The organism is Nocardioides sp. Kera G14, assembly GCF_020715565.1.
In the GTDB taxonomy this organism is placed as follows: Bacteria; Actinomycetota; Actinomycetes; order Propionibacteriales; family Nocardioidaceae; genus Nocardioides.
The window spans coordinates 1700592-1724932 of record NZ_CP085839.1 but is presented as its reverse complement, the minus strand read 5'-3'; the positions used below and the strand labels follow the sequence as shown (position 1 = coordinate 1724932).

Below are 24341 nucleotides of genomic sequence, written 5' to 3'. Positions count from 1 at the left end.
CGGCTCTGATGTACACGCCGGTCTTCAACCGCTGGGAGGACGAGGCCGCGCTCCGCGCATTTGTCGCGGAAGTCGGGTCGGCCTGGTTCGTCACGTCGGGCCCCGACGGCGTGCCGCAGGCGACGCTGCTGCCGATCATCTGGCGCGACGAGGTCGTCGTCGCACACATCGCCAAGGCCAACCCGCACTGGCGCGAGATCGTCGATGGTTCGCCCGCGCTGCTCATCGTCGGCGGCCCCGAGGCGTACATCTCGCCGTCGCTGTACGCCGCCAAGGCAGAGCACGGCAAGGTCGTGCCGACCTGGAACTACACCGCGGTCCACATCGCCGGCGCGGTCACGGTCAGGCCGGACGCGGGGTGGTTGCGCTCGGTTGTCACTGAGCTCACGGACCGCCATGAAGGAAATCGGACCGAGCCTTGGCAGGTCGCCGATGCGCCGGAGGACTACATCGACGGCATGCTCAAGGCGATCGTCGGCCTCGAGATCCGGGTGACCTCGGTGGAGGGCAAGGCGAAGCTCAGCCAGAACCGTCCGGCCGCGGACCAGGCCGCTGCCGCCGCGGTGATGGCAGTTGGGAGACACCCCTAGGGTCGAGCGGGTGAGCACGACAACCGCGAAGGTCCGACGGACAGCCCAGGAGCGGTTCGGCCACGACCGGCTCCACCCCGGCCAGGCGGAGGCGACCGCGGCGCTGCTCGACGGGCACGACGTGCTGCTCGTGGCACCGACCGGGGCAGGCAAGTCGCTCGTCTACCAGCTCGCCGGCCTGCTGATCGACGGGCCGACCGTCGTGGTCTCGCCGCTGCTCGCACTCCAGCAGGACCAGATCCTCGGTATCGAGGAGTCGGGTGCCGGCGTACACGCTGTCCGTCTCAGCTCGGCCGAGACCGAGCATGAGCGCGAGGAGGCGCTCGAGCGGCTTGCTGCGGGTGATGCCGAGTTCGTCTTCCTGGCGCCTGAGCAGCTGGCCAACCCGGAGGTCCGCGATCGGGTAGCGGCCTTGGGCCCGAAGCTCGTCGCGGTCGACGAGGCGCACTGTGTCTCGGCGTGGGGACACGACTTCCGGCCCGACTACTTCCGCCTCGGTGAACTGCTGGAGGAGCTCGGCGAGCCGCGGATCGTCGCCATGACCGCCACCGCGGCGCCGCCGATCCGGGAGGACATCGTCGAACGGCTCCGGATGCGCGAGCCGCGGACCATCGTCACCGGTTTCGCCCGCGAGAACCTCGCCCTGGGTGTGCGCAGGGTGGCTGACCAGGACGAGCAGCGTCGCGCCGTGATCGAGAGCGTCAATAACTCACGTGGCACCGGCATCGTCTACTGCCGCACCCGCCCTGCCACCGAGGAGTACGCCGCGCTGCTGGCCGGGCAGGGCCGCCGCACCGCCGCCTATCACGGTGGGCTCGGCCATCGCCGCCGCGAGGCGGTGCAGCAGGCGTTCATGGATGACGAGATCGACACCATCGTGGCCACGTCCGCGTTCGGCATGGGCATCGACAAGCCGGACATCCGCTTCGTGGTGCACGCCCAGATCCCCGAGTCACCGGACACCTACTACCAGGAGGTGGGGCGTGCCGGTCGCGACGGTGAGCCCGCCGAGGTGTTGCTCGTCTACCGTCCGGAGGACCTCGCCCTCGGCCGCTTCTTCTCCGCCGCCGTCCCCAAGAGCGGCGACATCGAGCGAGTACTCGCGGTCCGGGAGGCACTGGGCAATGACCCGGCGGCCGTCGCCGACAAGGCACGCATGGGGCGCCGCAAGGCCGGCCGCATCCTCAACCTGGCCGAGCTCGCAGACCACACCACAGGCCGGGTACGGCCCGCCGCGGTCCGGGACATCGCCGAGGCGCAGCAGCAGCTCGAACACTCCCGTGTCGACATGATGCGCGGGTACGCCGAGACCGACCGATGCCGTGCCGTCTTCCTCGTCGCCTACTTCGGCCAGCAGCTGGACGCCCGGTGTGGCGTGTGCGACAACTGCCGGTCCGGCACCGCGCCCGACCCCGTGGCCGGCGCGGACGGGCCGTACGCCGTCCAGAGCAGAGTGCGACACGACGAGTTCGGGGAGGGTGTCGTCACCGACGTCGAGGAGGACCGGATCACCGTGCTCTTCGACGAGGTGGGCTACCGCACCCTCGCGCTCGAGGTGATCGACGAGCAGGAGCTCTTGGAGCCAGTGCGGGCGTGAGTCAGGTCAGCTTGATGGTGCCGGCGGGTGTGCGGAGGTGGTGCTTCCCGGCGGGTGAGCGCCAGAGGTAGTAGCCGGGTTCGAGTTTGGTGTAGGTCCAGTGGGTGAAGGTCTTCATCCGGTGGTGGTACCGGCACAGGCAGGCGAGGTTCTCGGACGAGGTGGGTCCGCCCCGGCTGGGGTGGTCTTTGTCGTAGGGCTCGATGTGGTCGAGGTCGGCGGTTCGGGCGTTGCGTTCGCAGTTCGGTGCGACGCAGGTCTTGTCGGTCAGGACGGCTTGTTCCCGCATCTCGACTGAGGGGACGTAGCCGGTGCGGTGGAGCCGCTGGTTGAGGTCGATGACCGGGCGGAGGATGAACTTGGTGTTCGAGGTCTGGCACCACTCGCGGAGCTGGGTGAGGGTGGTGACGCCGGTGCCGCCTTCGGTGGTGAACTGCCCCTCGCTGTCGGCGTGGACGTAGAGGTTCACCACGCGCGTGACGGCACCGGCCGACGTACCGGCGAGGTAGTGGCGGGCGATGACGCCGAGTGCCTGTGACCGACGGACGTCGAGGGATTCTTCTGAGCCTTGCTCCTTGAGGTCGGCCGCGGCTTGTTGGAGCGCTGTTTCGAGGTCGAGGCCGTCGGCGTGGTCGACCTTGCCGTAGAGGTCGTCGGTGCCGTCGTCTTGGTGGCGGAGGTCGACCTTGCGGGCCTCGGCCGCTGCTTCAGCACGCCGTGCTGCCTCTGCCGGGTCGAACCTGTCGATGGCGTGGGCGATGAACCGCTTCAACGCGGTGGGGCCGATCTTCTCGAACCGCATGTGCAGTTCTTTGTCGAGCCACGCGGCGCCCTCGGGGGTGAGAACTCGGCTCGCCTGGGCGACGAGGCGTGCTTTCCAGACGGGGAGTTGTTCGTCGTAGAGCCGGAAGAAGAGTTTCGGCAACCGGTGGTGGAGTTCGAGGGCGTCGCCGACCCAGGAGCGTGCCTGGTGGTCGTTCATGCCGGTCTCGGTGGCGAGTTCCATGAGGGCGGATTCGTCGATCCAGGGTGTGCCGTCGCCGGCCAGGGGGATGTCGTGGACCTTGTCGCCGGAGGCTGCGTGTGCCGGGTCGTTGGTCTGGTGCTGCTGGGTCCAGTCGAGGGTGTGGAGCAGCGAGGCGATTTCGGCCATGTTCGCGGAGTGTTTGGTGAGGGCGATCATGGCGAGTGGGTTGTCGATGGGCATGCCGCTGCTGGGGCCGAGGATGTTCTCGGTGGATCCGGCGTCTACAGCTTGCGACATGCGCCGATCCTATCTGTTCGAGCAATCGAACGCAAGGGTTTGGTGCGGGAATGTGGGTGGATCTCAGCCGAGGCGAGCGGCGATGACACCCCCGCTCCACGTCGGCACCCTGCCGGCCCTTGTCGGCGTACTGGCGGCCCTAAGATTCCCGCGTGAGCAACCACATCCAGATCACGCCATCGATCCTCAACGCGGACTTCGCCAACCTGCAGAGCGAGATCGCGAGGATCGGGAACAGTGACTGGATCCACGTGGATGTCATGGACAACCACTTCGTCCCGAACCTCACCTTCGGCCCGAGCATGGTGGAGGCGCTGAGCAGGGCGACGGAGATCCCGCTGGATGCGCACCTGATGATCGCGGACGCAGATCGGCATGCGCCGGCGTACGTCGAGGCGGGCGCGAAGTCCGTCACGTTCCACGTCGAGGCGAGCAGCGCCCCGATCCGCACGGCGCGCGAGATCCGCAGCAAGGGTGCACGGGCATCCATGGCGCTCCGTCCGGCAACGCCGATCGAGCCGTACGAGGAGCTCATCCCCGAGCTCGACATGGTGCTCATCATGACCGTCGAGCCCGGCTTCGGTGGCCAGAAGTTCCTCGACCTCTGCCTCCCGAAGATCAGGACGGCGCGCAGCTACATCGAGAAGCACGGTGGCGAGTGCTGGCTCCAGGTCGACGGCGGTGTGAGTCTCGAGACGATCGAGCGCTGCGCGGAGGCGGGGGCCGACGTCTTCGTCGCCGGAAGCGCCGTGTACAGCGTCGAGGACCCTGACCAGATGGTGAACGACCTTCGCGCCGCGGCCGCGGCCGTGTCACACTCGTAGGAACGAGCGACAAGCTCGCGTGCACTGGGGGCGGTGAAATTCCGCACCGGCGGTGACTGACGCAGTCGAAGTGAGGCTGTTCAGAAGTCCGCGACCCGCTCGCAGCCAGCGAGCGGTTGACCAGGTGAGATTCCTGGACCGACGGTCAGAGTCCGGATGGAAAGCGCACGCAACGACGTAGGCAGAGCCCTATCTCGTTGAGGCACCCCTGACGCATCAGCGATCAGGAGCGGGGCCGGAATGACCATCACAGCAGCCGAGCAGGCCGCGATGTCGCGCGCCCTGACTCTGGCCGCGACGCCGGACCTCTCTACGCTGCCGAACCCGCGGGTGGGCTGCGTCCTGCTCGCCGACGACGGCACCACCGTCGCCGAGGGGTTCCACCGCGGCGCCGGCACGCCGCACGCCGAGGTCGACGCGTTGAGCCGCGCGGGAGGAAGGGCCCGGGGCGCGACCGCGGTCGTGACGCTCGAGCCCTGCAACCACACCGGTCGCACAGGTGCCTGTTCCGCTGCGCTCATCGAGGCCGGCGTACGTCGTGTGGTCCATGCCCAGAGCGACCCCAACCCGATCGCAGCGGGAGGCGCAGCGTCCCTCACGGCGGCCGGCATCGAGGTGGTCGGTGGCGTGAGGGCGGAGGAGGCACGCGCACTCAACCGTCGGTGGAGCATCGCCGTCGAGCGCCAGCGGCCGTTCGTCACCTGGAAACTCGCCACGACCCTCGACGGTCGCAGTGCCGCGGCCGATGGCACGAGCAGGTGGATCACCTCGCCCGAGGCACGGCATGACACGCATCGACTCCGGGCCGAGGCGGACACGATGCTGGTCGGCACCCGGACGGTCGAGGTCGACGACCCGGAGCTCACGGTGCGCGATGAGGGGGGCGAGCACGCCGTCGTCCAGCCGCTGCGCGCCGTGATGGGCCTCCGCGACCTGCCTCCGGAGGCCCGCGTCCTCAACCACTGCGCGGAGACGGTGCACCTGCGCACCCGCGATCCACGCGAGGCCCTCGACCAGCTCTGGGCCCTGGAGCGCTGCCACGTCCTTCTCGAGGGAGGCCCGACCCTCGCCGCCGCCTTCCTCAGCGCCGGCCTCGTCGACGAGATCGTCGCCTACGTGGCGCCGGTGCTCCTCGGCGCAGGCAGCCCGTCGGTCGCCGATCTCGGCATCCACACCATCACCGACGCCGAACGGCCACACGTCACCGACATCACCGTCATCCCGGGCGACGTACCGAACGTGCGCCTGACGCTCACACCCCAGCAGAACAAGGAGATCTGATGTTCACCGGAATCATCGAGGAGCTCGGCAGCGTCGCCGGCATCGAAGACCAGGGCGACGCGATCCGCCTCACCATCGCCGCCACCACGGTCCTGGAGGAGGTCGCCCTCGGCGACTCGATCGCCGTCAACGGATGCTGCCTCACCGTCACGCGTTTCGACGACACGACCTGGACGGCCGACGTCATGCAGGAGACCCTCGACAAGACCTCGTTGGCCGGAAGCGTGGTCGGCACCCAGGTCAACCTCGAGCGGGCCGTCACCCCGCAGACCCGACTCGGCGGCCACATCGTGCAGGGCCATGTCGACGGCGTCGGCACGATCCTCAGGCGAGCACCGAGTGAGCACTGGGAGGCTGTGGAGATCAGCCTGCCGGCCGACCTCGGGCGTTACCTGGTGGACAAGGGGTCGATCGCCGTGGACGGCGTCAGCCTGACCGTCGTCGACGCGGGGGAGGAGAGCTTCACGGTGAGCCTCATCCCCGAGACCCTCGCCCGCACCACCCTGGGGACCAAGCAGGCAGGTGCCACGGTGAACCTCGAGGTCGACGTGATCGCCAAGCATGTCGAGAAGCTGCTGGGAGCGACGCGATGAGTACCCAGCACGGAGGCGTCCGCCTCGACAGCGTCGATCGCGCCATCGCCGACATCGCCGCGGGAAGGGCGGTCGTCGTCGTCGACGACGAGGGCCGGGAGAACGAGGGCGACATCATCTTCGCGGCCCAGCACGCGACGCCCGAGTTGATGGCGTTCACGATCCGCCACAGCAGCGGGGTGATCTGCGCACCGCTCGCCCCCGACGAGGTCGACAGGCTCGACCTGCCGCTGATGGTCCCTGACAACCAGGACCCGTTCCGGACGGCCTTCACCGTGAGCGTCGATGCCCGCGCCGGTGTCACGACCGGCATCAGTGCCGCCGACCGGGCGTGGACCGCTCGACTCCTCGCCGAACCCGCGACGACACGGGCAGAGCTCGCCAGTCCGGGCCACGTCTTCCCGCTGCGCGCCCGCCCCGGTGGCGTCCTTGAGAGAAGGGGCCACACCGAGGCTGCCGTCGACCTCGCCCGCCTCGCCGGCCTGCGCCCGGCAGGCGTCCTGGTCGAGATCGTCAACGACGACGGCACGATGAAACGGGCACCGCAGCTCCGCGAGTTCGCCGACGAGCACGGCCTGGTGATGATCTCGATCGAGGACCTCGTCCGGCATCGCCAGCAGCACGAGTCCCTGGTCGAGCGCGTCGTCGAGACCCGCCTCCCGACGTCGTACGGCGACTTCACGGCGTACGGCTTCAGGTCGGTGCCGGATGGGGCGGAGCACGTGGCCCTCGTCCTCGGGGACGTGCAGACAGGGGAGCCGGTCCTGACCCGGGTCCATTCGGAGTGCCTCACCGGGGACGTCCTCGGCAGCAGGCGCTGCGACTGCGGCCCCCAGCTCGACGAGAGCCTCCGCCGGATAGCTGCCGCGCGGAGGGGAGTCCTCGTCTACCTGCGAGGCCACGAGGGACGTGGCATCGGGCTGCTCTCGAAGCTGCAGGCCTACGCCCTCCAAGACCTCGGCCGTGACACCGTGGACGCCAACCTCGACCTCGGGCTCCCGATCGACGCCCGCGACTACGTGGCCGCCGCCCAGATCCTGCGTGACCTCGGCGTCGCGCGGATCGACCTCCTCACCAACAACCCGGAGAAGGTGAGTGAGCTCGAGGGCCTCGGGATCACCGTCGAGGAGCGCATCCCGCTCGCCACCCCGGCCAACCCGGACAACATCGCCTACCTCACCACCAAGCGCGACCGGATGGGCCACGTCCTGCCCGGCCTCGAGATCCAAGGAGCCTGACATGAGTGGAGCGGGAGCCCCCACCCTCGCCGCGATCGACGCGAGCGGTCTCACGGTCGCCATCGTGGCCGCCAGCTGGCACGAGCAGGTCATGGACGGCCTGATCGCCGGCGCCCGACGCGCCTGCGACGAGCACCACGTCACGGCGACGATCGAGCGCGTTCCCGGCACCTTCGAGCTCGCGGTCGTCGCCGACGGCCTGGCCCGGGCGGGCTACGACGCCGTGATTGCCCTCGGCGTCGTGATCCGCGGCGGCACGCCCCACTTCGAGTACGTCTGCTCCGCCGCGACCGACGGCCTCAACCGCGTCGCCCTCGACCATGGCGTCGCGATCGGCTTCGGCGTCCTCACCTGCGACGACGACCAGCAGGCCCTCGACCGGGCCGGCCTGGACGGATCGAAGGAGGACAAGGGCCATGAGGCCGCGACCGCCGCGCTGTCCACCGCAGCAACCCTGCGACGGCTCAAGGAGGCCGCGGTCTAGGCTTGAGCCCCGTGAAGACGTTCGACGAGCTGTGGGCCGAGCTCAATGAGAAGGCCCGCACCCGCCCCGCAGGATCCGGCACCGTCGCGGAGCTCGACGCCGGCGTCCATGCGATCGGCAAGAAGCTGGTCGAGGAGGCCGCCGAGTCGTGGATGGCGGCTGAGCATGAGGGCAAGGAGGCCGCCGCCCTCGAGATCAGCCAGTTGATCTATCACGCACAGGTCCTCATGATCGCGACCGGTCTGACCCTCGACGACGTCTACTCCCACCTCTGAGGCCTGAAACATGTCTGATCTCCTGCGCATCGCGATCCCCAACAAGGGCGCCCTCTCCGAGTCTGCTGCGACGCTGCTCCGTGAGGCGGGCTACCGCCAGCGGGACGATGCCAAGCGCCTCACCCTCATCGACGAGGAGAACGGGGTCGAGTTCTTCTACCTCCGGCCGCGCGACATCGCGCTGTACGTCGGCGAGGGCACGCTCGACATCGGCATCACCGGCCGCGACCTGCTCCACGACTCCGGCGCCAAGGCCGACGAGGTCATGCAGCTCGGCTTCGGCCGCAGCCGCTTCCGCTTCGCCGGCCCGGCGGGCAGCTACTCCTCCCTCGACGACCTGGTCGGCAAGCGCATCGCCACGTCGTACGCCGGCGTGGTCGGTGCCTTCCTGACCGAGCGCGGCATCCAGGCGTCGGTGACGAGGCTCGACGGCGCGGTCGAGAGCAGCATCCAGCTCGGCGTCGCCGACGTCATCGCCGACGTCGTCGAGACCGGCACGAGCCTGCGCAACGCCGGCCTCGAGGTCTTCGGCGAGCCGATCCTCGAGTCCGAGGCGGTCGTCATCACCCGGGCGGGCGCCGAGCTGTCGGCGGCGTACGACACCTTCCGTCGCCGCATCGAGGGCGTCATGGTCGCCCGCTCGTACGTGATGATGGACTACGACATCCGTGCCGAGGCGATCCAGGCCGCGACCGAGCTGGCGCCCGGGCTCGAGGGACCGACCGTCAGCCCGCTGCACCGCGAGGGCTGGGTCGCCGTCCGCGTGATGGTCCCGCGGCTCAACTCGCAGAAGCTGATGGACGACCTCTGGTCGCTCGGCGCGCGCGCCATCCTCCTCACCGACATCCATGCCTGCCGCCTCTGAGGCCTCCGCGGCCCAGAAGCTGCCGCGGACCTGGCGCCCGGTCGGCCCCCGCATCGTCGCCGTCGTGCTGGTGATCGGGCTCGCCGTGGTCTGTGCCGCGTCCTGGATCGCGCTCGGCCCGGAGGAGCAGGCGAAGTTCACGACCTTCGAGCTGCTGACGCTGGCCTTCATCGGCCTGCTGATCCTCACCTGCGTGCACGCATTGACCCGCAGCCGGGTGACCGCCACTCGCGACGGCCTGGTGGTGGTCAACGGCTATCGCCGCCGGCAGTTGGAGTGGGCGCAGATCGTCGCCATCCGGTTGCCCAACGGTGCGCCATGGGTGCGCCTCGACCTCTCCGACGGCGAGGAGATCTCCGCGATGGGGATCCAGGCCTCCGACGGCGGCCGCTCGCGGGACGCCGTGCGATTTCTCCGGACCTTGTCCGAAGAACTGAGCGATCCAGGCCGATCGACGTAGGGTGCACCGCGTGTTGAAGTCCGTCCTCGCCGCCCTGGTCCTGACGACGGCGATCGTCGGCGGAGGGTTCCAGGCCGCCTACGGCGTCGCCGCCTCGACCGACCCGCAGCCGGTCCTCCCCGGCCACCGGTTCACGCTCAAGGAGTCGGTGCTGGCCGAGCGCGCCGAGCGCGCAGCCGCTGCCCAGAACCCACTCGCGGGCGGCCCCTGGGGTGTCTACCGGGGCCCGTGGAACGGCATCTATCCCGCGTACCAGCGCGCCAAGGGCACCAACAAGGCGCTCCTGGGGAAGATCGCGTTGCGTCCGCGCGTGGTCTGGTTCACCGGCAACTTCTCGACGAAGGCCATCGGCCCTGCCATCGCCAACACCATCAAGGCTCAGCAGGCCGAGTACGGCCCGAACACTCTGGTCCAGCTCGCGCTCTTCCGGATGTGGGTCGGCGGCGAGAACGCCCGGGGCCGCGCCCTGACCGCGGCGCAGCAGACGGCCTACCGGCAGTGGATCGACGCGGCTGTCGCGGCGATCGGCACCGCTCGCACCGCGATCGTGCTCGAGCCGGACCTCGGCCTCGCCGCCATCCCGAACAACGCCTGGGAGAAGCGGACCAAGGACGCCGCCGTCCGACTCGGCCTCGTCCGCTACGCCGCCCAGCGGCTCGCCACGCTCCCGCGCACGAGCGTCTACCTCGACGCCTCGGACTCCGACTGGCTCTCCCTGCAGAAGGTCGTGCCGCTGCTCGTCTCCGCCGGCATCCAGTACACCCGCGGCTTCGCCCTCGGCGCGACGCACTACACCTCCGTGCAGGCCAACCTCGCCTACGGCAAGGCGATCTCCGACAAGCTCGCCGCCTCCGGCCTCGCGGACAAGCACTTCGTGATCGACACGGCCGACAACGGCAAGCCGTTCACCTGGGCGCAGAACCGCGCCGGCAAACCGAGCGGCAACTTCGACAACGCCGCCACCTGCAAGAGCCGGACCGAGGTCCGCTGCGACACCCTCGGCATCCCTCCGACCGCCAACGTGGTCGACGCCCGCCTGCACCTCACCGCGTCGCAGGCGCAGATCGCCCAGCAGTACGCCGACGGCTATCTCTGGTTCGGACGCCCGTGGTTGGTCAACCAGGCCTCGCCGTTCTCACTCAAGCGCTCCCTCGCGGTGGCGCGGACTACTCCGTTCGAATGATGAGATCGGCGCGTTCGCGCGTCTGAGCCCGCGCGAAGTGCGCCGCCTCGAGCGCAGCCCACTGGTCCCAGTGTTGGTCGGACGGGTCGCCGAAGTCGCCGCGCGCCACCGCCCGCTCCCGCCGTACGTCGACGGGCGCATCGAGCCACACCACGCAGTCCGCCCGCATCGACCCACCACCTGAGCCGACGCCCTCGATGATCACGAGCGACGACTCGGGCACGACGACCGTCTCGCCGTAGGCACCGAGGGCCCAGTCGTAGCGCCGGTATCGGGCGACCGCGCCGGCCCGCAGTGCGCCGATGATCTCGTCGACCTGTGCGACGCCGGCCTCGAGCCCGTCCCAGCCCGCGTAGAGGTCGTCCATGTGGATCACGACACTCGGCTGCAGCAGCCGCATCGCCGTGGCGAGCGTGGTCTTGCCCGCACCGGCCGGCCCGTCGATGGCAAGGACGAGCGCACGCGCGGACGCGTCAGAAGGCGAGGCCACAGCCGCGGTACGTCGGCACCGAGTCGATGAGGGAGGACCCGGCCAGGAGGTGGGCCGTGGCGGTGTGCTCGAAGAGCTCGCCGGACTTCGCATGCCGGAACCACACGAGGTCACCGATCCGCAGGTTCTCGGCGGCCGGGCCGGTCAGCGGGGTCTGCACCTCCCCGGCACCTTCGAGCCCCGTCAGCGACAGTCCGGCCGGTGCCCAGGGGAGCGGCGCGCGGGACGACTCGGTCGGTCCGGAGGCGATCAACCCGCCTCCGTGCACAGTGGCGGTCCTCGCGTCCGGCCGCCGGGTCACCGGGAGCCCGAAGAAGGCCGCAGGGCGGGGAGTGAACGACCGGTAGTGGTCGAAGAGACCCGGCACCAGCAGGCCCGATCCAGCCGTCACCTCGGTCACGATCGGGTCCGACGCCGAGCTCTCGATCGACCCGGAGCCACCGGCGTTCCAGAACTCCAGTTCGGTGAGGTTCCTCAGCGCCGCCGCCACGTCGGCCCGCCGCGAGAGGAGCTGCTCGATGGAGCGGTCCTTGAGTCGGCGTACGACCGCCGACTTCAGCCGCTGGCCGGGCACGTCGTCGGCGACGCCGGCGACCTGGCCCTCGTAGGTCATGACACCGACGAGCCGGAAGCCCGGCCGGGAGACGACGGCCTCGGCCAGGGCGACCGCCGCAGCAGCGGACGTCACGGGGGAGCGACGCGGACCTACGCGGGTCACCCGCAGGTCGAGGCCCGCATCGAGGTCGATCGCCACCCTCACCGGCACCGCCCGCGAGGAGCGGACGGAGTCGATCACCTCGAGATGCTCGACGGAGTCGACCATCAGGGTGATGTGCGCCGCGGCCGAGGGCGAGACCACCAGCTGGGCGAGCGCCGCACGATCGACGGTGGGGTAGGCCAGCACGATGTCGTCGCTTATCCCCTCCCCGTCGAGCCACAGCGCCTCGGCGAGCGTGTAGCCGAGCACGCCCGCGAACCCGGGGTGCGCCAACGCACGGCTGATCAGCGCCGGGACGCGCAGCGACTTCGAGGCGACCCGGATCGGCGTCCCTGCAGCCCGGCGGCAGAGATCCGCGGCGTTGGCAGTGAAGGCGTCGAGATCGACGACCATCGTGGGGGTCGCCAGTGGGCCGTCGTGCTGTGCCACCGCGGTCGAGAGCCGCGTCCAGAGCCGGTTCCGCTCGACCGCGCTCGCCCCCACACCTGTGCCCACGAATCCGCATCCTTCCACGCCTGCTGAGAGAATCGGCCCATGCGTGACCGCGACATCCTCGCCCCGGCCTTCCCGGACGACACCGGTGCCGCCGACTCCGGTCTTGCGCACGCCCTCTCCGCGCTGAGGGACGGCACGGGGACGGCGTACGACGTCATGGCGGCGCTCACCCGGGCACGGCTCCTGGTGCCGGTCGTCGCCGTCCTCGGCGAGATGGAGCTCGACGAGCACGGTCGTGCCCACGACAAGAGCGCCGACATGGCCACCGTCCTCATCACCGGTGCCGACGGCCGCCAGGCGCTCCTCGCGTTCACGTCGCTCGAGACCCTCCAGTCGTGGCAGGCCGACGCTCGCCCGGTGCCCGTCAGTGCCCGCGACGCCGCGAGGGCGGCACTGCAGGACGGAGCCTCGGCGATCGTGCTCGACCTGGCCGGCCCGGTGCCGTTCCCCCTCGAGGGCGATGACCTCGTGGCCGTGGCCTCCGGCTGGGAGCTGGCGCGGGTCGGCGGCGGTTCCGCGTGGATTCGGCCCGCGGCGGAGTGATCAGCTAATCTCGTCCAGTACTCAAGCGGAGGTCTCGAACCTCCCACCCGCATCGACCGCCAGCGTCACAGGTCGTCGGGTCAGGATTGCCCCGGAATATTCAGGGGCCGGCTTCTGCTTGCGTGCATGCAGGAGCCTTTTTCAATTTCATCAGGTTCATCTCGTCGTCCCATTCCCTAGTCCCCTGGAGGACACATCAGTACTGAGCTTCGTATCAACGACCGGATCCGGGTTCCCGAGGTCCGCCTCGTCGGTCCCAACGGTGAGACCGTCGGCATCGTGCCGACGGGCGATGCGCTGCGCCTTGCGCAGGAGGCCGACCTCGACCTCGTCGAGATCGCACCCCAGGGCAAGCCCCCGGTCTGCAAGCTCATGGACTACGGGAAGTTCAAGTACGAGAACGCCCAGAAGGCCCGTGACGCGCGCCGCAACCAGACGAACGTGATCATCAAGGAGATGAAGCTTCGTCCCAAGATCGACCAGCACGACTACGACACCAAGAAGGGTCACGTCGTGCGGTTCCTCAACGCGGGGGACAAGGTCAAGATCACGATCATGTTCCGTGGTCGCGAGCAGCACCGTCCTGAGCTCGGCTTCCGCCTGCTGCAGAAGCTGGCCGAGGACGTCGCCGACATCGGCTTCGTGGAGTCCTCCCCGAAGCAGGACGGCCGCAACATGGTGATGGTGCTCGGCCCGACGAAGAAGAAGGCCGACGCCAAGGTCGAGCACATCGCCGCCAAGGAGGAGAAGGCCGCTGAGCGTGCGGCCGACGCCGCCGCAGAGCAGGCCGTCCGCACCGCGCAGGCCGGCGACAGGCCGGTCGCGCAGAAGAAGGAGAAGCGCCGCAACGAGGCGCTCGACCCCGACATCGACCTCCCCTGACCACCCCGATTTCCAAGCGTCCGTACGAAAGAGAGACCTAGAGATGCCGAAGAACAAGAGCCACTCCGGTGCTGGCAAGCGCTTCCGCGTGACCGGCTCCGGCAAGATCCTTCGCGAGAAGGCCGGCAAGCGCCACAACCTCGAGAAGAAGGCCTCCAAGGTCACCCGTCGCCTCACCGGCACCGTCGAGGTTGCGAAGAACGACGTCCCCCGCGCCAAGAAGCTTCTCGGCCGCTGAATCCCGGGCCATCCGGCCTTCCCATCTTTTCCTGAAGGAGTAACACCATGGCTCGCGTCAAGCGCGCAGTGAACGCTGCCAAGAAGCGTCGTACCACCCTCGAGCGGGCTGAGGGCTACCGCGGCCAGCGCTCGCGCCTCTACCGCAAGGCGAAGGAGCAGGTCACCCACTCGCTCGTCTACGCCTACAACGACCGCCGCAAGAACAAGGGCAACTTCCGGAAGCTCTGGATCCAGCGCATCAACGCCGCCGCGCGTGCGCAGGGCATGACCTACAACCGCTTCATCCAGGGCCTCGGCCTGGCGGGCATCGAGGTCGACCGCAAGATCCTCGCCGAGCTCGCCGTCAACGACATCGCCGCGTTCAACGCGCTCGTCGAGGCTGCCAAGGCCGCCCTCCCCGAGGACGTCAACGCTCCGGCTGCTGTCTGAGAATGACGCCTGCTCCTCTTTCACCGAGCAACGCTCGACTGAAGGAGCTGAGGAAGCTCAGCCGCCGCTCCGTGCGAACGGAGCGGCGGCTTTTCCTTGCCGACGGCCCGAAGGCCGTCGAGGGAGCCCTCGCCGCCGGGTGTGTCGAGGAGCTCTTCGTCGTCCCCGCCCTCGCGGGGGAGTACGCCGACGCCACGCTGGTCAGCCCCGAGGCCATGCAGGGCCTCTCCGACTCGGTGAGCCCCGCCGGCGTCGTCGCCCTCTGCCGGTTCATCGACCTCCCCGTTTCGGCCCTCCGAGATCCGGCCTCTGGCCCTCCGACATCTGGGTTGTGGGCCATCTGCGCCGACGTACGGGATCCGGGGAACGCCGGGACGGTGATCCGCTGTGCTGACGCTGCCGGTGCGGCGGCCGTGATCCTCGCCGGTGACTCGGTGGACCTCTACAACCCCAAGACGATCCGCGCGAGCGTCGGCAGCGCCTTCCACCTCCCGATCGCGATCGAGCGCGACCCGCTGGCCGCGATCGCCGCCGCGAAGCAGGCGGGGCTGACCGTCCTCGCCGCCGACATGAACGGCGACGCCGACCTCTTCACCGCCGATGAGCTTCTCGCCAGGCCCACCGCCTGGCTGATGGGCAACGAGGCCTGGGGGATCCCCGAGGAGCTCAAGGCCGCAGCCGACTCGATCGTGTCGATCCCGATCTTCGGGAAGGCCGAGAGCCTCAACCTCTCCACCGCCGCGGCGCTGTGCCTCTACGCCAGTGCGCGCGCACACCGCAGGAGTGGGACCTAGAGTGCCCGTATGGCCGACAACGACTGGGAGCTTGAACGGAGCGACCTGGTCGCCACCCTCGCCCACGAGCTGCGCAGCCCCCTGACCGGTGTGAAGGGCTTCGTGCAGGCGGTGCTCAACCGTTGGGACAAGCTCACCGACGAGCAGAAGAAGTTCATGCTCACGACTGCGCTCGTCGACGCCGACCGGCTCTCGCGCCTGATCACCGAGATGCTCGACGTCGCCCGTCTCGACACCGGCCGGCTGCAGCTCCACCGACGGCCCACCGATCCGGGGCCGATCGTCCAGCGCGTGGTCGACAACGTGCGGATGTCGACGTCGCGCACCATCTCGCTCGACGTGGCCGGCGACCTGCCGCAGATCGATGCCGACCCGGACAAGCTCGCGCAGGTCCTCACCAACCTCGTCGACAACGGCGTGCGCCACGGCGACGGCGACGTGGTGGTCACCGTCGCCCCGCTCGACGACGCCGTCCGCTATCGGATCGAGGACGAGGGCGACGGCATCCCCGAGCAGGTCCGGGAGAACGTCTTCACCAAGTGGTGGAAGGGCGACCGCTCCATGGGCACCGGTCTCGGCCTGTACGTCGTCGGCGGACTCGTCAACGCGCACGGCGGCAGCATCACCATCGGCGACCGCCCGGGCGGCGGCGCCCGAATCGATGTGAGCTGGCCGGTCTCGCCCCACTAGGATCGGGCGAGTGTCTGGACCGAACTCTGACTACGACCCCGTTGAGGTCACTCCGTTGAAGGCTGAGGAGGTCGAGGCCGCGCGCGACGCCGCATTGACGGCCATCGCCGCCGCTGCCGATCTCGAGGCGCTCAAGCAGGTCCGGATCGACCACACCGGTGACCGCTCGCCCCTGGCACTGGCCAACCGCGAGATCGGTGCGCTGCCGCCGGCGGCCCGCAGGGAGGCCGGTGCGCGGGTCGGCAAGGCGCGCGGCCAGGTCAACCAGGCGCTCGCCGCCCGCACCGACGTCCTGCAGGCCGAGCACGAGGCCCGAATGCTCGTCGAGGAGACCGTCGACGTCACCCTGCCGACCGACCGCTTCCCCGTGGGAGCGCGTCACCCACTCACCACCGGCGCCGAGCTGATCGCCGACATCTTCGTCGGCATGGGCTGGGAGGTCGCCGAGGGACCGGTCATCGAGGCCGAGTGGCTCAACTTCGACGCCCTCAACCTCGGCCCGGACCACCCTGCCCGCACGATGCAGGACACGTTCTGGACCGACCCGGCCGAGAACCACGTCGTCCTCCGTACCCACACCAGCCCGGTGCAGGCGCGGACGATGCTGACCCGGACCCCTCCGATCTACATCGTCTGCCCGGGGCGGGTCTTCCGCACCGACGAGTACGACGCCACCCACAGCCCGATGTTCCACCAGGTCGAGGGCCTCGCCATCGACGAGGGCATCTCGATGGCGCATCTCAAGGGCACGCTCGACCACTTCGCCACGCAGATGTTCGGTGAGGGCATCGTGACGCGGTTCCGGCCGTCGTACTTCCCCTTCACCGAGCCCAGCGCCGAGGTCGACCTGACCTGCTTCGTCTGCCGTGGCGCTCAGGTGATCGACGGCAGCCCCTGCCGCACCTGCAAGGGCGAGGGCTGGATCGAGTGGGGTGGCTGCGGCATCGTCAACCCGCGTGTCCTCCAAGCCTGCGGTGTCGACTCCACCCGCTACAGCGGCTTCGCCTTCGGCATGGGCATCGACCGCACGCTGATGTTCCGCACCGGTCTCTCCGACCTCCGTACGCTCTTCGAGGGCGACGTCCGTTTCACCACAGCCTTTGGAAGTGAGCTCTAGATGAAGGCCCCCGTCTCCTGGATCCACGAGTTGCTCGGCTCGTCTCTTCCAGCCGATCTCAGCACCGAGGAGCTCACCGCCCGCCTCACCGCGCTCGGCCTCAAGCTCGAGGCGATCGAGACCTCCGGCGCCGGCATCGAGGGACCGCTCGTGATCGGCCAGGTGCTCACCATGGAGCCCGAGCCGCAGAAGAACGGCAAGACGATCAACTGGTGCACCGTCGACGTCGGTGACGCCAACGGCTCGGGCGAGCCGCAGGGCATCGTCTGCGGTGCCCACAACTTCAGGCCGGGCGACAAGGTCGTCGTCGTCCTGCCCGGTGGCGTGCTGCCGGGCAATTTCCAGATCTCCGAGCGCAAGACCTACGGCCACCTCTCCGCCGGCATGATCTGCTCCGCCCGCGAGCTGGGCCTGGGAGACGACCACGACGGCATCATCGTGCTCCCGGCCGACGCGGGAGAGCCGGGTGATGACGTACGCGAGGTCCTCGGCCTCGGCCAGGAGGTCATCGAGTTCGAGATCAACCCCGACCGTGCCTATGCCCTGAGCCTGCGCGGCGTCGCCCGCGAGGCCGCGCTCGGGTTCGATCTTCCGTTCACCGACCCCGGCCTCCGCGACCTGCCGGCCGCCGACGACGCCGCCTGGCCGGTCGACGTCCAGGACTCCGAGGGCTGTCCGGTCTTCGCCGCCCGGCTCGTCTCTGGTTTCGACGCGACGGCGCCCACGCCCGACTGGATGCGCACCCGTCTCGAGCAGTGCGGCATGCGTTCGATCTCGCTCGCCGTCGACATCACCAACTACGTGATGCTCGAGCTCGGCATGCCGATCCACGGCTACGACGCCGACAAGGTGAGCGGCGGCCTGGTCGTGCGTCGCGCGACGGCGGGGGAGAAGCTCACCACTCTCGACGGGACGGACAGGTCCCTCGACGCTGGGCCTGAGGGGGACCTCGTCATCGCCGACGAGTCCGGCCCGATCGGCCTCGCCGGTGTCATGGGTGGGGCCTCGACGGAGATCAGCGAAACCACCACGCGCGTGCTCGTCGAGGCCGCGCACTGGAACGCCACCGCGATGTTCCGCACGGGCAAGCGGCACAAGATCAGCTCCGAGGCAGGCAAGCGCAACGAGCGCGGCACCGACCCGCTGCTGCCGGGTGTCTCCGCCGACCGGGTCGTCGAGCTCCTCGTCGAGCTCGGCGGCGCCACCGCCGAGCCGGGCTTCACCCTCGTCGGTACGCCGCCGGCGCCGGCGACCATCACCGCGCCCGTGTCGCAGGCCGCTGCCCTGAGCGGCATCGACGTCTCGGCCGACGACACGGTCCGCCACCTGCGCGCCGTGGGCTGCGACGTCTCCGTCGACGGTGACACGCTGACCGCAGTCGTCCCGACCTGGCGCCCCGACGTCACCGACCCCTACGACCTCGTCGAGGAGGTCGTCCGGATCGTCGGCTACGACCAGGTCCCGAGCGTCCTGCCGCGCCGCGCGACCGGTCGCGGCCTGACCCGCGAGCAGCGCCTCCGCCGTCGGATCGGTCGCACCCTCGCGGGCGCCGGCCTCACCGAGGTCGTCAGCTTCCCGTTCGTGGGTGAGGCGACGTTCGACCAGCTCGGGCTCGACGCAGACGATCCGCTGCGCAGGACCGTCGGCCTCGCGAACCCGATCTCCTCCGAGGAGCCGTCGTACACGACGACCGCGCTTCCCGGCCTGCTCAAGGCCGCGGCCCGCAACGTCGGTCGCGGTGCCCCCGGTGTCGCCCTCTTCGAGACCATGACGGTCGCCTTCCCGGCCGAGGGTGCGGCGCCGATCTACGGCGTCGACCGCCGTCCGACCGACGCCGAGCTCGACACGCTGCTCGCAGCCATCCCCGTCCAGCCGCTCCACCTCGCCGTCGTCCTCGCCGGCGAGCGCGAGCGCCCGGGCTGGTGGGGCCAGGGCACCCAGGCCGGCTGGCAGGACGCGCTCGCCGTCGTACGCCGACTGGGCGATGAGCTCGGCGTCCACATCGACCTCGCCAACTCCACGCGTGCCCCGTGGCACCCCGGCCGCTGTGCGGTCGTCAGCGTGGATGGGGAGGAGATCGGGCACGCCGGCGAGCTGCACCCGGCCGTCTGCAAGGCCTTCGGCCTGCCGGAGCGGAGCGCGGCGCTCGAGCTCGAACTCGACGCGCTGATGCGTCTGGCGCCCGATCGCCCGCTCGCGCCGCAGTTCTCGGCCTTCCCGGTCGCCAAGGAGGACGTCGCCCTCGTCGTCGACGCCGAGGTTCCCGTCGCGGCCGTCGAGGAGGCGCTGCGCGAGGGTGCGGGCGACCTGCTCGAGTCGGTGCGGCTCTTCGACCTCTACACCGGCGACCAGGTGGGAGCGGGCAGGAAGTCGCTGGCCTTCGCGCTGCGCTTCCGCGCACCCGATCGCACGCTGGCCGAGGGTGAGGCCACCGCTGCACGTGAGGCTGCCGTCGCCCGCGCCGCCGAGCTGACCGGCGCCGTCCAGCGCTGACGCCCGCCCATGATCCGGCTCGGCGTGTTCGACGGCGTGACGTGGGAGGGTCGCGCGGTGCCGGGCGAGCGGAACCAGGCGTTGTTCCGCGCCCTGGTCGAGGCGGGGGCGCGCGGGCTCTCGACCGAGGCGCTCGCCGACGAACTGTGGCCCGACGAGCAGCCCGTGGACCCGCACAAGGCGCTGCAGGTGGTCGTGTCCCGCGCTCGATCGGCGACCAGCGCCGGGGTGATCGAGCGGACTGCGACCGGCTACCGGCTCGGTCTGGAGCAGTCCGAGGTCGACGTGTGGGCTGCCCGCCCGGAGGGCCTGCGGCTCGCCGCCGAGGGCAAGTACGCCGACGCGCTGGTGCACCTCGCGCGGGCCGGCTCGGACGACGAGGTCATGCTCGCCCGCCTGCGTGCGATCGCCGAGACCCGCGGCGTGCCTGCCGCGCTGGAGGCGTACGACGCGTACCGCGAGGAGCTGGCCGACAGGCTCGGCGTCGACCCGGCGCCGGCGCTCCAGCAGCTCCACGCCGAGCTCCTCCAGCGCGACCGTCCGGTCCGCACCGGCGTCGGTTTCGACCCCGACCCGCTGATCGGTCGGACCGACGACATCGCAGCGCTCCAAACCCTCGTCCGGACGGCCCGGGTCGTCTCGATCGTGGGTGCCGGCGGACTGGGCAAGACCCGCCTGGCACATCTGCTCGGCCGCACCGCGGAGCAGCCGGTGGTGCACTTCGTCGCGCTGGCCTCCGTCACCTCCGGTGACGGAGTCGCCGTGGAGGTCGCCGACGCGATCGGCGTGCAGGGCTCGCTGACCGCCCATCTCGTCGGTCCGGCGCGCACGGCCGACGTCATCGACCGCACGGTCGAGGCCCTCGGCAGCGTGCCGAGCCTGCTGATCCTCGACAACTGCGAGCAGGTCGTGGACGCGGTCGCCGACCTGGTCTCGGTCCTGATCCGACGTACCCCCCACCTCACCGTGCTGACGACGACGCGGGCCCCACTGGGCCTGAGCGCCGAGCGGGTCTACCTCCTGCCTGAGCTGTCGCTGCAGGACGGCCTCGCCCTCTTCCGCGAACGTGCCGCGGCCGCACGCCCCGGCGTCGTGCTGGAGGACGACCGGATCGCCGCCCTGGTCCAACGACTCGACGGCCTCCCGCTCGCGGTCGAGCTCGCCGCGGCCAAGGTCCGCGCCATGAGCGTCGACGAGATCGAGCGCCGGCTCGACAACCGGTTCAGCCTGCTCCGCGGCGGCAGCCGCGATGCGCCCGAGCGGCACCAGACGCTGCTCGCCGTCATCGACTGGAGCTGGAACCTGCTCGACGAGCGGGAGCGACGCGCCCTGCGCCGGCTCTCGGTCTTCCGTGCCGGCTTCGCGCTCTCGGGCGCCGAGGCCGTCGTCGGTCCTGAGGCCCTGGAGAGGATCGAGGAGCTCGCGGCGCAGTCCCTCGTCGTGGTCACGGAGAGCGTCGCCGGGATCCGCTACCGCCTGCTCGAGACCGTCCGCGAGTTCGGCCGGATGCAGCTCGTCGACGCGGGCGACGACGCTGACGCCGATGCGGCCATGTCGGCGTGGGCCACCTCGGTCGCCGCCGAGGCGATCGAACATTTCTACTCGCCCGACCAGATCGCGGAGGTCGACCGCGTCCGGGCCGAGGAGGGCAACCTCGTCGAGGTCCTGCGCCGCGCGCTTGACGGGGAGGACGCCGGCCAGGTGGCGCTGCTCTTCGGGGCGCTGTCGATCTTCTGGTCGATCGAGGGATCCCACCTCAAGATCATCAATGTCGCCGACCAGATCAGTGAGCACCTCAGCACCCACGCGATCCCCGAGCAGGCCACGGACGCCGCCCGGCTCTCCCTCGTCGCCGCGATCTCCCACGGCATGATCTTCACGGGCACCGCGATCCCGGCCGCGTCGGCCCAGCTCGAGGCGCTCGGTCCGGGCGAGGGGCGCCCGATCGTCCGCGCCAACGTCACGGTCGTGCTCGCGCTCGCAGGCGCCGACCGCGCGGACCAGATCCGGGCCATCGAGACGCTGCTCGACGACGCCGATCCGGAGATCGCAGGCGTCGCCGGCTTCTGGGCCAGCCAGGCCTTCGAGAACGCCGGCGACATCGAGCGCTCCCGGCAGGCCGCCGAGCGCGCGCTCTCCCTCGTCGACCCGGCCGACGGTCCGTGGATGCCGGCGATGCTCACGGCCCACCTGGCCGGAATCGCCCTGCAGTACGGCGACTGGGCCGATGCCCGGCGCTACGTCGAGGAGGCGCACCCGACCCTCGTGGCCGTCGGCGCGGCCGAGGACGCCGCGCAACTCCGCTCCGTGCTCGCATTGGTCGCGCTGCGCGAGGGCGATCTCGACGACGCGGACCGGATCCTCGACGAGCTCGCCGCCGAGGAGGGTTCGACCTCCGTCTTCGGCGCCGGCATCGCGGTGCTGTGCGGCCGGGCCGAGGTGCTGCTGGCCCGCGGCGACGTGGACGGCGGGATGTCGGCGTACGACCGGGCGGTGAGGGTGCTCGGTGCCCCGACGACTCTGTCGAGCCTCGTCGATCAGGACGGCTTCGAGCCCTGGGTGATCTTCCCTCGCGCGGCCGCCCTGGCGGCCCGCGTCCGACACGGCCGGTTCGACGGCAGCGCGGCCGAGCGTGACGAACTGTTGGCCAAGGTGCGCCACCTCGTCGCGGACGACGACCCCTTCATGGACCGGCCGATCCTCGGCAGCAGCATCGCAGCCCTCGGCGCCTGGGAGGCGGCCGCCGGCAACACCGCCGTCGGCGCCTGCCTGATCGCGTACGCCGAGGCCTTCTCACTCAACCGGATGTTGCCCAGCCTCGACCCGGCGTGGGGCGTGCCGATGGTCGACCCCGCGGCCCTGACGGAGGCCCGTGCCGCCGTCGGTGGGCGGAATGCCGACGAGCTCCGCGACGCAGTGATCACTGCGCTCGCGGAGCTCGCCTGAGGGCGCCACCGAGCAGACGTCACACCTTGCGGCTGTAGCTCCGCACGGCTAGCGGGCCGAAGACCGCGACGATCACGGCGCAGCCCAGCACGGCCCAGCCGACATTGGCCGTGAAGGAGCCATCGTTCAGCAGGTCGCGAACGGCGTGGATCACCAGCGTCACCGGGTTGACGTTCACGAAGTGCTGCAGCCAGTTGGGCATCGTGTTCGTCGGCGTGAACGCGTCGGAGAGGAACGTCAAGGGGAACATGATCATCATGCCGATGCCCTGCACCGCCTGGGCGGAGCGGGCGATCGTGCCGAGCCAGGCGAAGATCCAGGACAGCGACCAGCCGGCGAAGACGACGAGGAGCCAGCCGAGGACGAGCCCACCCGCGTTGTGTGCGCGGTAGCCCATCGCGAAGCCGGTCGCGAGCGTCAGGGTCGCGGCGATCGAGTACCGCAGCACGTCGGCCAGCATCGGCCCGGCAAGCGGCGCGATCCGCGCCATCGGCAGGGAGCGGAAACGGTCGAAGACGCCCTTCTCCATGTCCTCGCGCATCTGGGTGCCGGTCGCCATGCAGGCCGTGAGGCTGGTCTGGGCGAGGACGCCCGGGATGATGATCGGCAGGTAGTCCTTGACCGACCCCGAGACCGCCCCGCCGAAGATGTAGGCGAACATCGCGGTGAAGAGCAGCGGCTGGATGATCACGTCGAAGAACTGCTCGGGGTTGCGCTGCATCTTCTTCAGCGAACGCCACGCCATGGTGAGCGTCTGCGACAGGGTGTCGTGCACGGTCGGGCGCGGGGTGAGAGTGGCCTTGGCGGCAGCGATGCTGCGCTCGGCGGTCAGTGCGCTCATGCGGAGACCTCCTCGTTCGTCTCGGTGGTGTGGCCGGTGATCGCGAGGAAGACCTCGTCGAGCGTCGGCTGCTGTACGGCGGCCGACGTGATCGAGACACCCGCCTCGCGCAGGGCGATCAGGACGTCGGCGGCCTTGTTGGCGTCGGGCAGCGGGACGTTGAGTCCGGCCGCCTCGGGGGTGAGGACCGGTGCGACGCCGGCGACCTTCTCGACCAGTCGCGCGGCCTCCTCGACCAGTCCCTTGTCGCTCAGGCGCAGCTGCAGGCTCGACTCGCCGACGCTCGTCTTGAGCTCGGACGGCGTGCCCTCGGCGACCTTGAGGCCGCGGTCGATGACTGCGATCCGGTCGGCGAGTTGATCGGCCTCGTCGAGGTACTGCGTGGTCAACAGGATCGTCGACCCGTTCGCGACGAGCTCGCGGATCGTGTCCCACATCTGGCCGCGGGTGCGTGGGTCGAGGCCGGTGGTCGGCTCGTCGAGGAAGATCAGCGGCGGACTGGAGATCAGCGAGGCCGCGAGGTCGAGCCGCCGGCGCATGCCGCCGGAGTAGTCCTTGATCTGCTTGCCCGCAGCCTCGGAGAGACCGAAGCGCTCGAGCAGGTCGGCGGAGAGGGCGCGGGCCTGCTTGGTGCTGCGGCCGTGCAGGCGGCTGAAGAGCCAGAGGTTCTCGGCGCCGGTGAGGTTCTCGTCGACGGAGGCGTACTGGCCCGTCACGCCGACGAGCTGGCGGATCTTGTGCGGTTCGGCGGCGACGTCGACGCCGAAGATGCTCGCGCGGCCGCCGTCGATCGGAAGGAGCGTCGCGAGCATGGAGAGGGTGGTGGTCTTGCCGGCGCCGTTCGGTCCGAGCACGCCGAAGACCTCACCCGGCTGGACGGCCAGGTCGACGCCACCCACAGCCGTGAAGTCACCGAAGCGCTTCACCAGGCCGGTGGCGTGGACTGCCAGGTCGGAATTTGTCATGGGACTAGGTTGGAGCACGCCGGTTTCACGCCGCTTTCACCCCC

General features: G+C 70.2%; 25 protein-coding genes and 1 riboswitch. Of the genes, 20 read left to right on the top strand and 5 right to left on the bottom strand.

The genetic code is table 11. From position 1 onward, the window contains the following. Positions 1 to 8 precede the first annotated feature (8 nt). Positions 9 to 590, top strand: coding sequence for an FMN-binding negative transcriptional regulator (locus LH076_RS08510; RefSeq protein ID WP_227783544.1), 582 nt, complete (start codon positions 9 to 11; stop codon positions 588 to 590). Between the two features lie 10 nt (positions 591 to 600). Continuing rightward, the gene (locus LH076_RS08505) at positions 601 to 2187 is read left to right on the top strand and encodes a RecQ family ATP-dependent DNA helicase (RefSeq protein ID WP_227783543.1); all 1587 of its coding nucleotides are present in this window, start codon (positions 601 to 603) and stop codon (positions 2185 to 2187) included. A 1-nt stretch (position 2188) separates the two neighbouring features. On the opposite strand, the gene LH076_RS08500 is transcribed toward LH076_RS08505, so the two are convergent. Next, positions 2189 to 3451: an HNH endonuclease signature motif containing protein gene (locus LH076_RS08500; protein ID WP_227783542.1), complete on the bottom strand. Its 1263-nt coding sequence runs from the start codon at positions 3449 to 3451 to the stop codon at positions 2189 to 2191. A gap of 152 nt (positions 3452 to 3603) precedes the next feature. Between LH076_RS08500 and rpe the strand changes: the two genes are divergently transcribed. From rpe to LH076_RS08455, 9 genes are all read left to right on the top strand, one after another. Beyond that, positions 3604 to 4275, top strand: coding sequence for a ribulose-phosphate 3-epimerase (gene rpe / locus LH076_RS08495; protein WP_227783541.1), 672 nt, complete (start codon positions 3604 to 3606; stop codon positions 4273 to 4275). Between the two features lie 15 nt (positions 4276 to 4290). Beyond that, positions 4291 to 4448: riboswitch (FMN riboswitch) on the top strand. A 67-nt stretch (positions 4449 to 4515) separates the two neighbouring features. Next, complete coding sequence (ribD, locus tag LH076_RS08490) at positions 4516 to 5556, top strand: bifunctional diaminohydroxyphosphoribosylaminopyrimidine deaminase/5-amino-6-(5-phosphoribosylamino)uracil reductase RibD (RefSeq protein ID WP_227783540.1); 1041 nt, start codon at positions 4516 to 4518, stop codon at positions 5554 to 5556. Continuing rightward, the gene (locus LH076_RS08485) at positions 5556 to 6149 is read left to right on the top strand and encodes a riboflavin synthase (protein WP_227783539.1); all 594 of its coding nucleotides are present in this window, start codon (positions 5556 to 5558) and stop codon (positions 6147 to 6149) included. The genes ribD and LH076_RS08485 overlap by 1 nt, the downstream gene beginning before the upstream one ends. Continuing rightward, entirely contained in the window at positions 6146 to 7387 is a 1242-nt protein-coding gene (locus LH076_RS08480; RefSeq protein ID WP_227783538.1) for a bifunctional 3,4-dihydroxy-2-butanone-4-phosphate synthase/GTP cyclohydrolase II, read from the top strand. Before LH076_RS08485 ends, LH076_RS08480 begins: the two co-directional genes overlap by 4 nt. A 1-nt stretch (position 7388) precedes the next feature. After that, entirely contained in the window at positions 7389 to 7871 is a 483-nt protein-coding gene (gene ribH, locus LH076_RS08475; RefSeq protein ID WP_227783537.1) for a 6,7-dimethyl-8-ribityllumazine synthase, read from the top strand. Positions 7872 to 7882: 11 nt separating this feature from the next. After that, a complete protein-coding gene (locus tag LH076_RS08470) occupies positions 7883 to 8146 on the top strand; it encodes a phosphoribosyl-ATP diphosphatase (protein WP_227783536.1) in 264 nt (87 codons plus the stop codon). A gap of 10 nt (positions 8147 to 8156) precedes the next feature. Next, entirely contained in the window at positions 8157 to 9011 is an 855-nt protein-coding gene (hisG, locus tag LH076_RS08465) for an ATP phosphoribosyltransferase (protein ID WP_227783535.1), read from the top strand. Continuing rightward, positions 8995 to 9471 carry a PH domain-containing protein gene (locus tag LH076_RS08460; RefSeq protein ID WP_227783534.1) on the top strand — a complete coding sequence of 159 codons (477 nt, stop codon included), beginning with the start codon at positions 8995 to 8997 and terminating at the stop codon, positions 9469 to 9471. Before hisG ends, LH076_RS08460 begins: the two co-directional genes overlap by 17 nt. A 10-nt stretch (positions 9472 to 9481) precedes the next feature. Continuing rightward, positions 9482 to 10654 carry a glycoside hydrolase family 6 protein gene (locus LH076_RS08455; RefSeq protein WP_227783533.1) on the top strand — a complete coding sequence of 391 codons (1173 nt, stop codon included), beginning with the start codon at positions 9482 to 9484 and terminating at the stop codon, positions 10652 to 10654. On the opposite strand, the gene LH076_RS08450 is transcribed toward LH076_RS08455, so the two are convergent. Both LH076_RS08450 and LH076_RS08445 read right to left on the bottom strand, forming a co-directional pair. Further along, positions 10638 to 11144 (bottom strand): 4-amino-4-deoxy-L-arabinose transferase, encoded by a 507-nt coding sequence (locus LH076_RS08450; protein ID WP_227783532.1) that lies wholly within the window; start codon positions 11142 to 11144, stop codon positions 10638 to 10640. The two genes, LH076_RS08455 and LH076_RS08450, sit on opposite strands and share 17 nt — an antisense overlap. Beyond that, positions 11128 to 12357, bottom strand: a complete 1230-nt coding sequence (locus LH076_RS08445; protein WP_227783531.1) for an amino acid deaminase/aldolase — start codon at positions 12355 to 12357, stop codon at positions 11128 to 11130. Before LH076_RS08445 ends, LH076_RS08450 begins: the two co-directional genes overlap by 17 nt. A 39-nt stretch (positions 12358 to 12396) precedes the next feature. Between LH076_RS08445 and LH076_RS08440 the strand changes: the two genes are divergently transcribed. The 9 genes from LH076_RS08440 to LH076_RS08400 all read left to right on the top strand — a co-directional run bounded on the left by LH076_RS08440 (position 12397) and on the right by LH076_RS08400 (position 22491). After that, positions 12397 to 12900, top strand: a complete 504-nt coding sequence (locus LH076_RS08440) for an SseB family protein (RefSeq protein ID WP_227783530.1) — start codon at positions 12397 to 12399, stop codon at positions 12898 to 12900. Between the two features lie 195 nt (positions 12901 to 13095). Continuing rightward, positions 13096 to 13782: a translation initiation factor IF-3 gene (gene infC, locus LH076_RS08435; protein ID WP_227783606.1), complete on the top strand. Its 687-nt coding sequence runs from the start codon at positions 13096 to 13098 to the stop codon at positions 13780 to 13782. A gap of 43 nt (positions 13783 to 13825) precedes the next feature. Then, positions 13826 to 14020 (top strand): 50S ribosomal protein L35, encoded by a 195-nt coding sequence (rpmI, locus tag LH076_RS08430; RefSeq protein WP_227783529.1) that lies wholly within the window; start codon positions 13826 to 13828, stop codon positions 14018 to 14020. A gap of 47 nt (positions 14021 to 14067) precedes the next feature. After that, a complete protein-coding gene (gene rplT / locus LH076_RS08425; protein ID WP_227783528.1) occupies positions 14068 to 14451 on the top strand; it encodes a 50S ribosomal protein L20 in 384 nt (127 codons plus the stop codon). A 2-nt stretch (positions 14452 to 14453) separates the two neighbouring features. Beyond that, a complete protein-coding gene (locus LH076_RS08420) occupies positions 14454 to 15245 on the top strand; it encodes a TrmH family RNA methyltransferase (protein ID WP_227783527.1) in 792 nt (263 codons plus the stop codon). A gap of 9 nt (positions 15246 to 15254) precedes the next feature. Further along, positions 15255 to 15935, top strand: a complete 681-nt coding sequence (locus LH076_RS08415; protein WP_227783526.1) for a sensor histidine kinase — start codon at positions 15255 to 15257, stop codon at positions 15933 to 15935. 10 nt (positions 15936 to 15945) lie between these two features. Further along, positions 15946 to 17052: a phenylalanine--tRNA ligase subunit alpha gene (gene pheS / locus LH076_RS08410; RefSeq protein ID WP_227783525.1), complete on the top strand. Its 1107-nt coding sequence runs from the start codon at positions 15946 to 15948 to the stop codon at positions 17050 to 17052. Then, positions 17053 to 19545, top strand: coding sequence for a phenylalanine--tRNA ligase subunit beta (pheT, locus tag LH076_RS08405; RefSeq protein WP_227783524.1), 2493 nt, complete (start codon positions 17053 to 17055; stop codon positions 19543 to 19545). It abuts the gene before it with no gap. Between the two features lie 9 nt (positions 19546 to 19554). Next, positions 19555 to 22491: an ATP-binding protein gene (locus LH076_RS08400; protein WP_227783523.1), complete on the top strand. Its 2937-nt coding sequence runs from the start codon at positions 19555 to 19557 to the stop codon at positions 22489 to 22491. Between the two features lie 19 nt (positions 22492 to 22510). On the opposite strand, the gene LH076_RS08395 is transcribed toward LH076_RS08400, so the two are convergent. Together LH076_RS08395 and LH076_RS08390 are read right to left on the bottom strand one after the other, a co-directional pair. Continuing rightward, complete coding sequence (locus tag LH076_RS08395) at positions 22511 to 23332, bottom strand: ABC transporter permease (protein ID WP_227783522.1); 822 nt, start codon at positions 23330 to 23332, stop codon at positions 22511 to 22513. Continuing rightward, complete coding sequence (locus tag LH076_RS08390; protein ID WP_227783521.1) at positions 23329 to 24297, bottom strand: ATP-binding cassette domain-containing protein; 969 nt, start codon at positions 24295 to 24297, stop codon at positions 23329 to 23331. Before LH076_RS08390 ends, LH076_RS08395 begins: the two co-directional genes overlap by 4 nt. Positions 24298 to 24341: the final 44 nt, after the last annotated feature.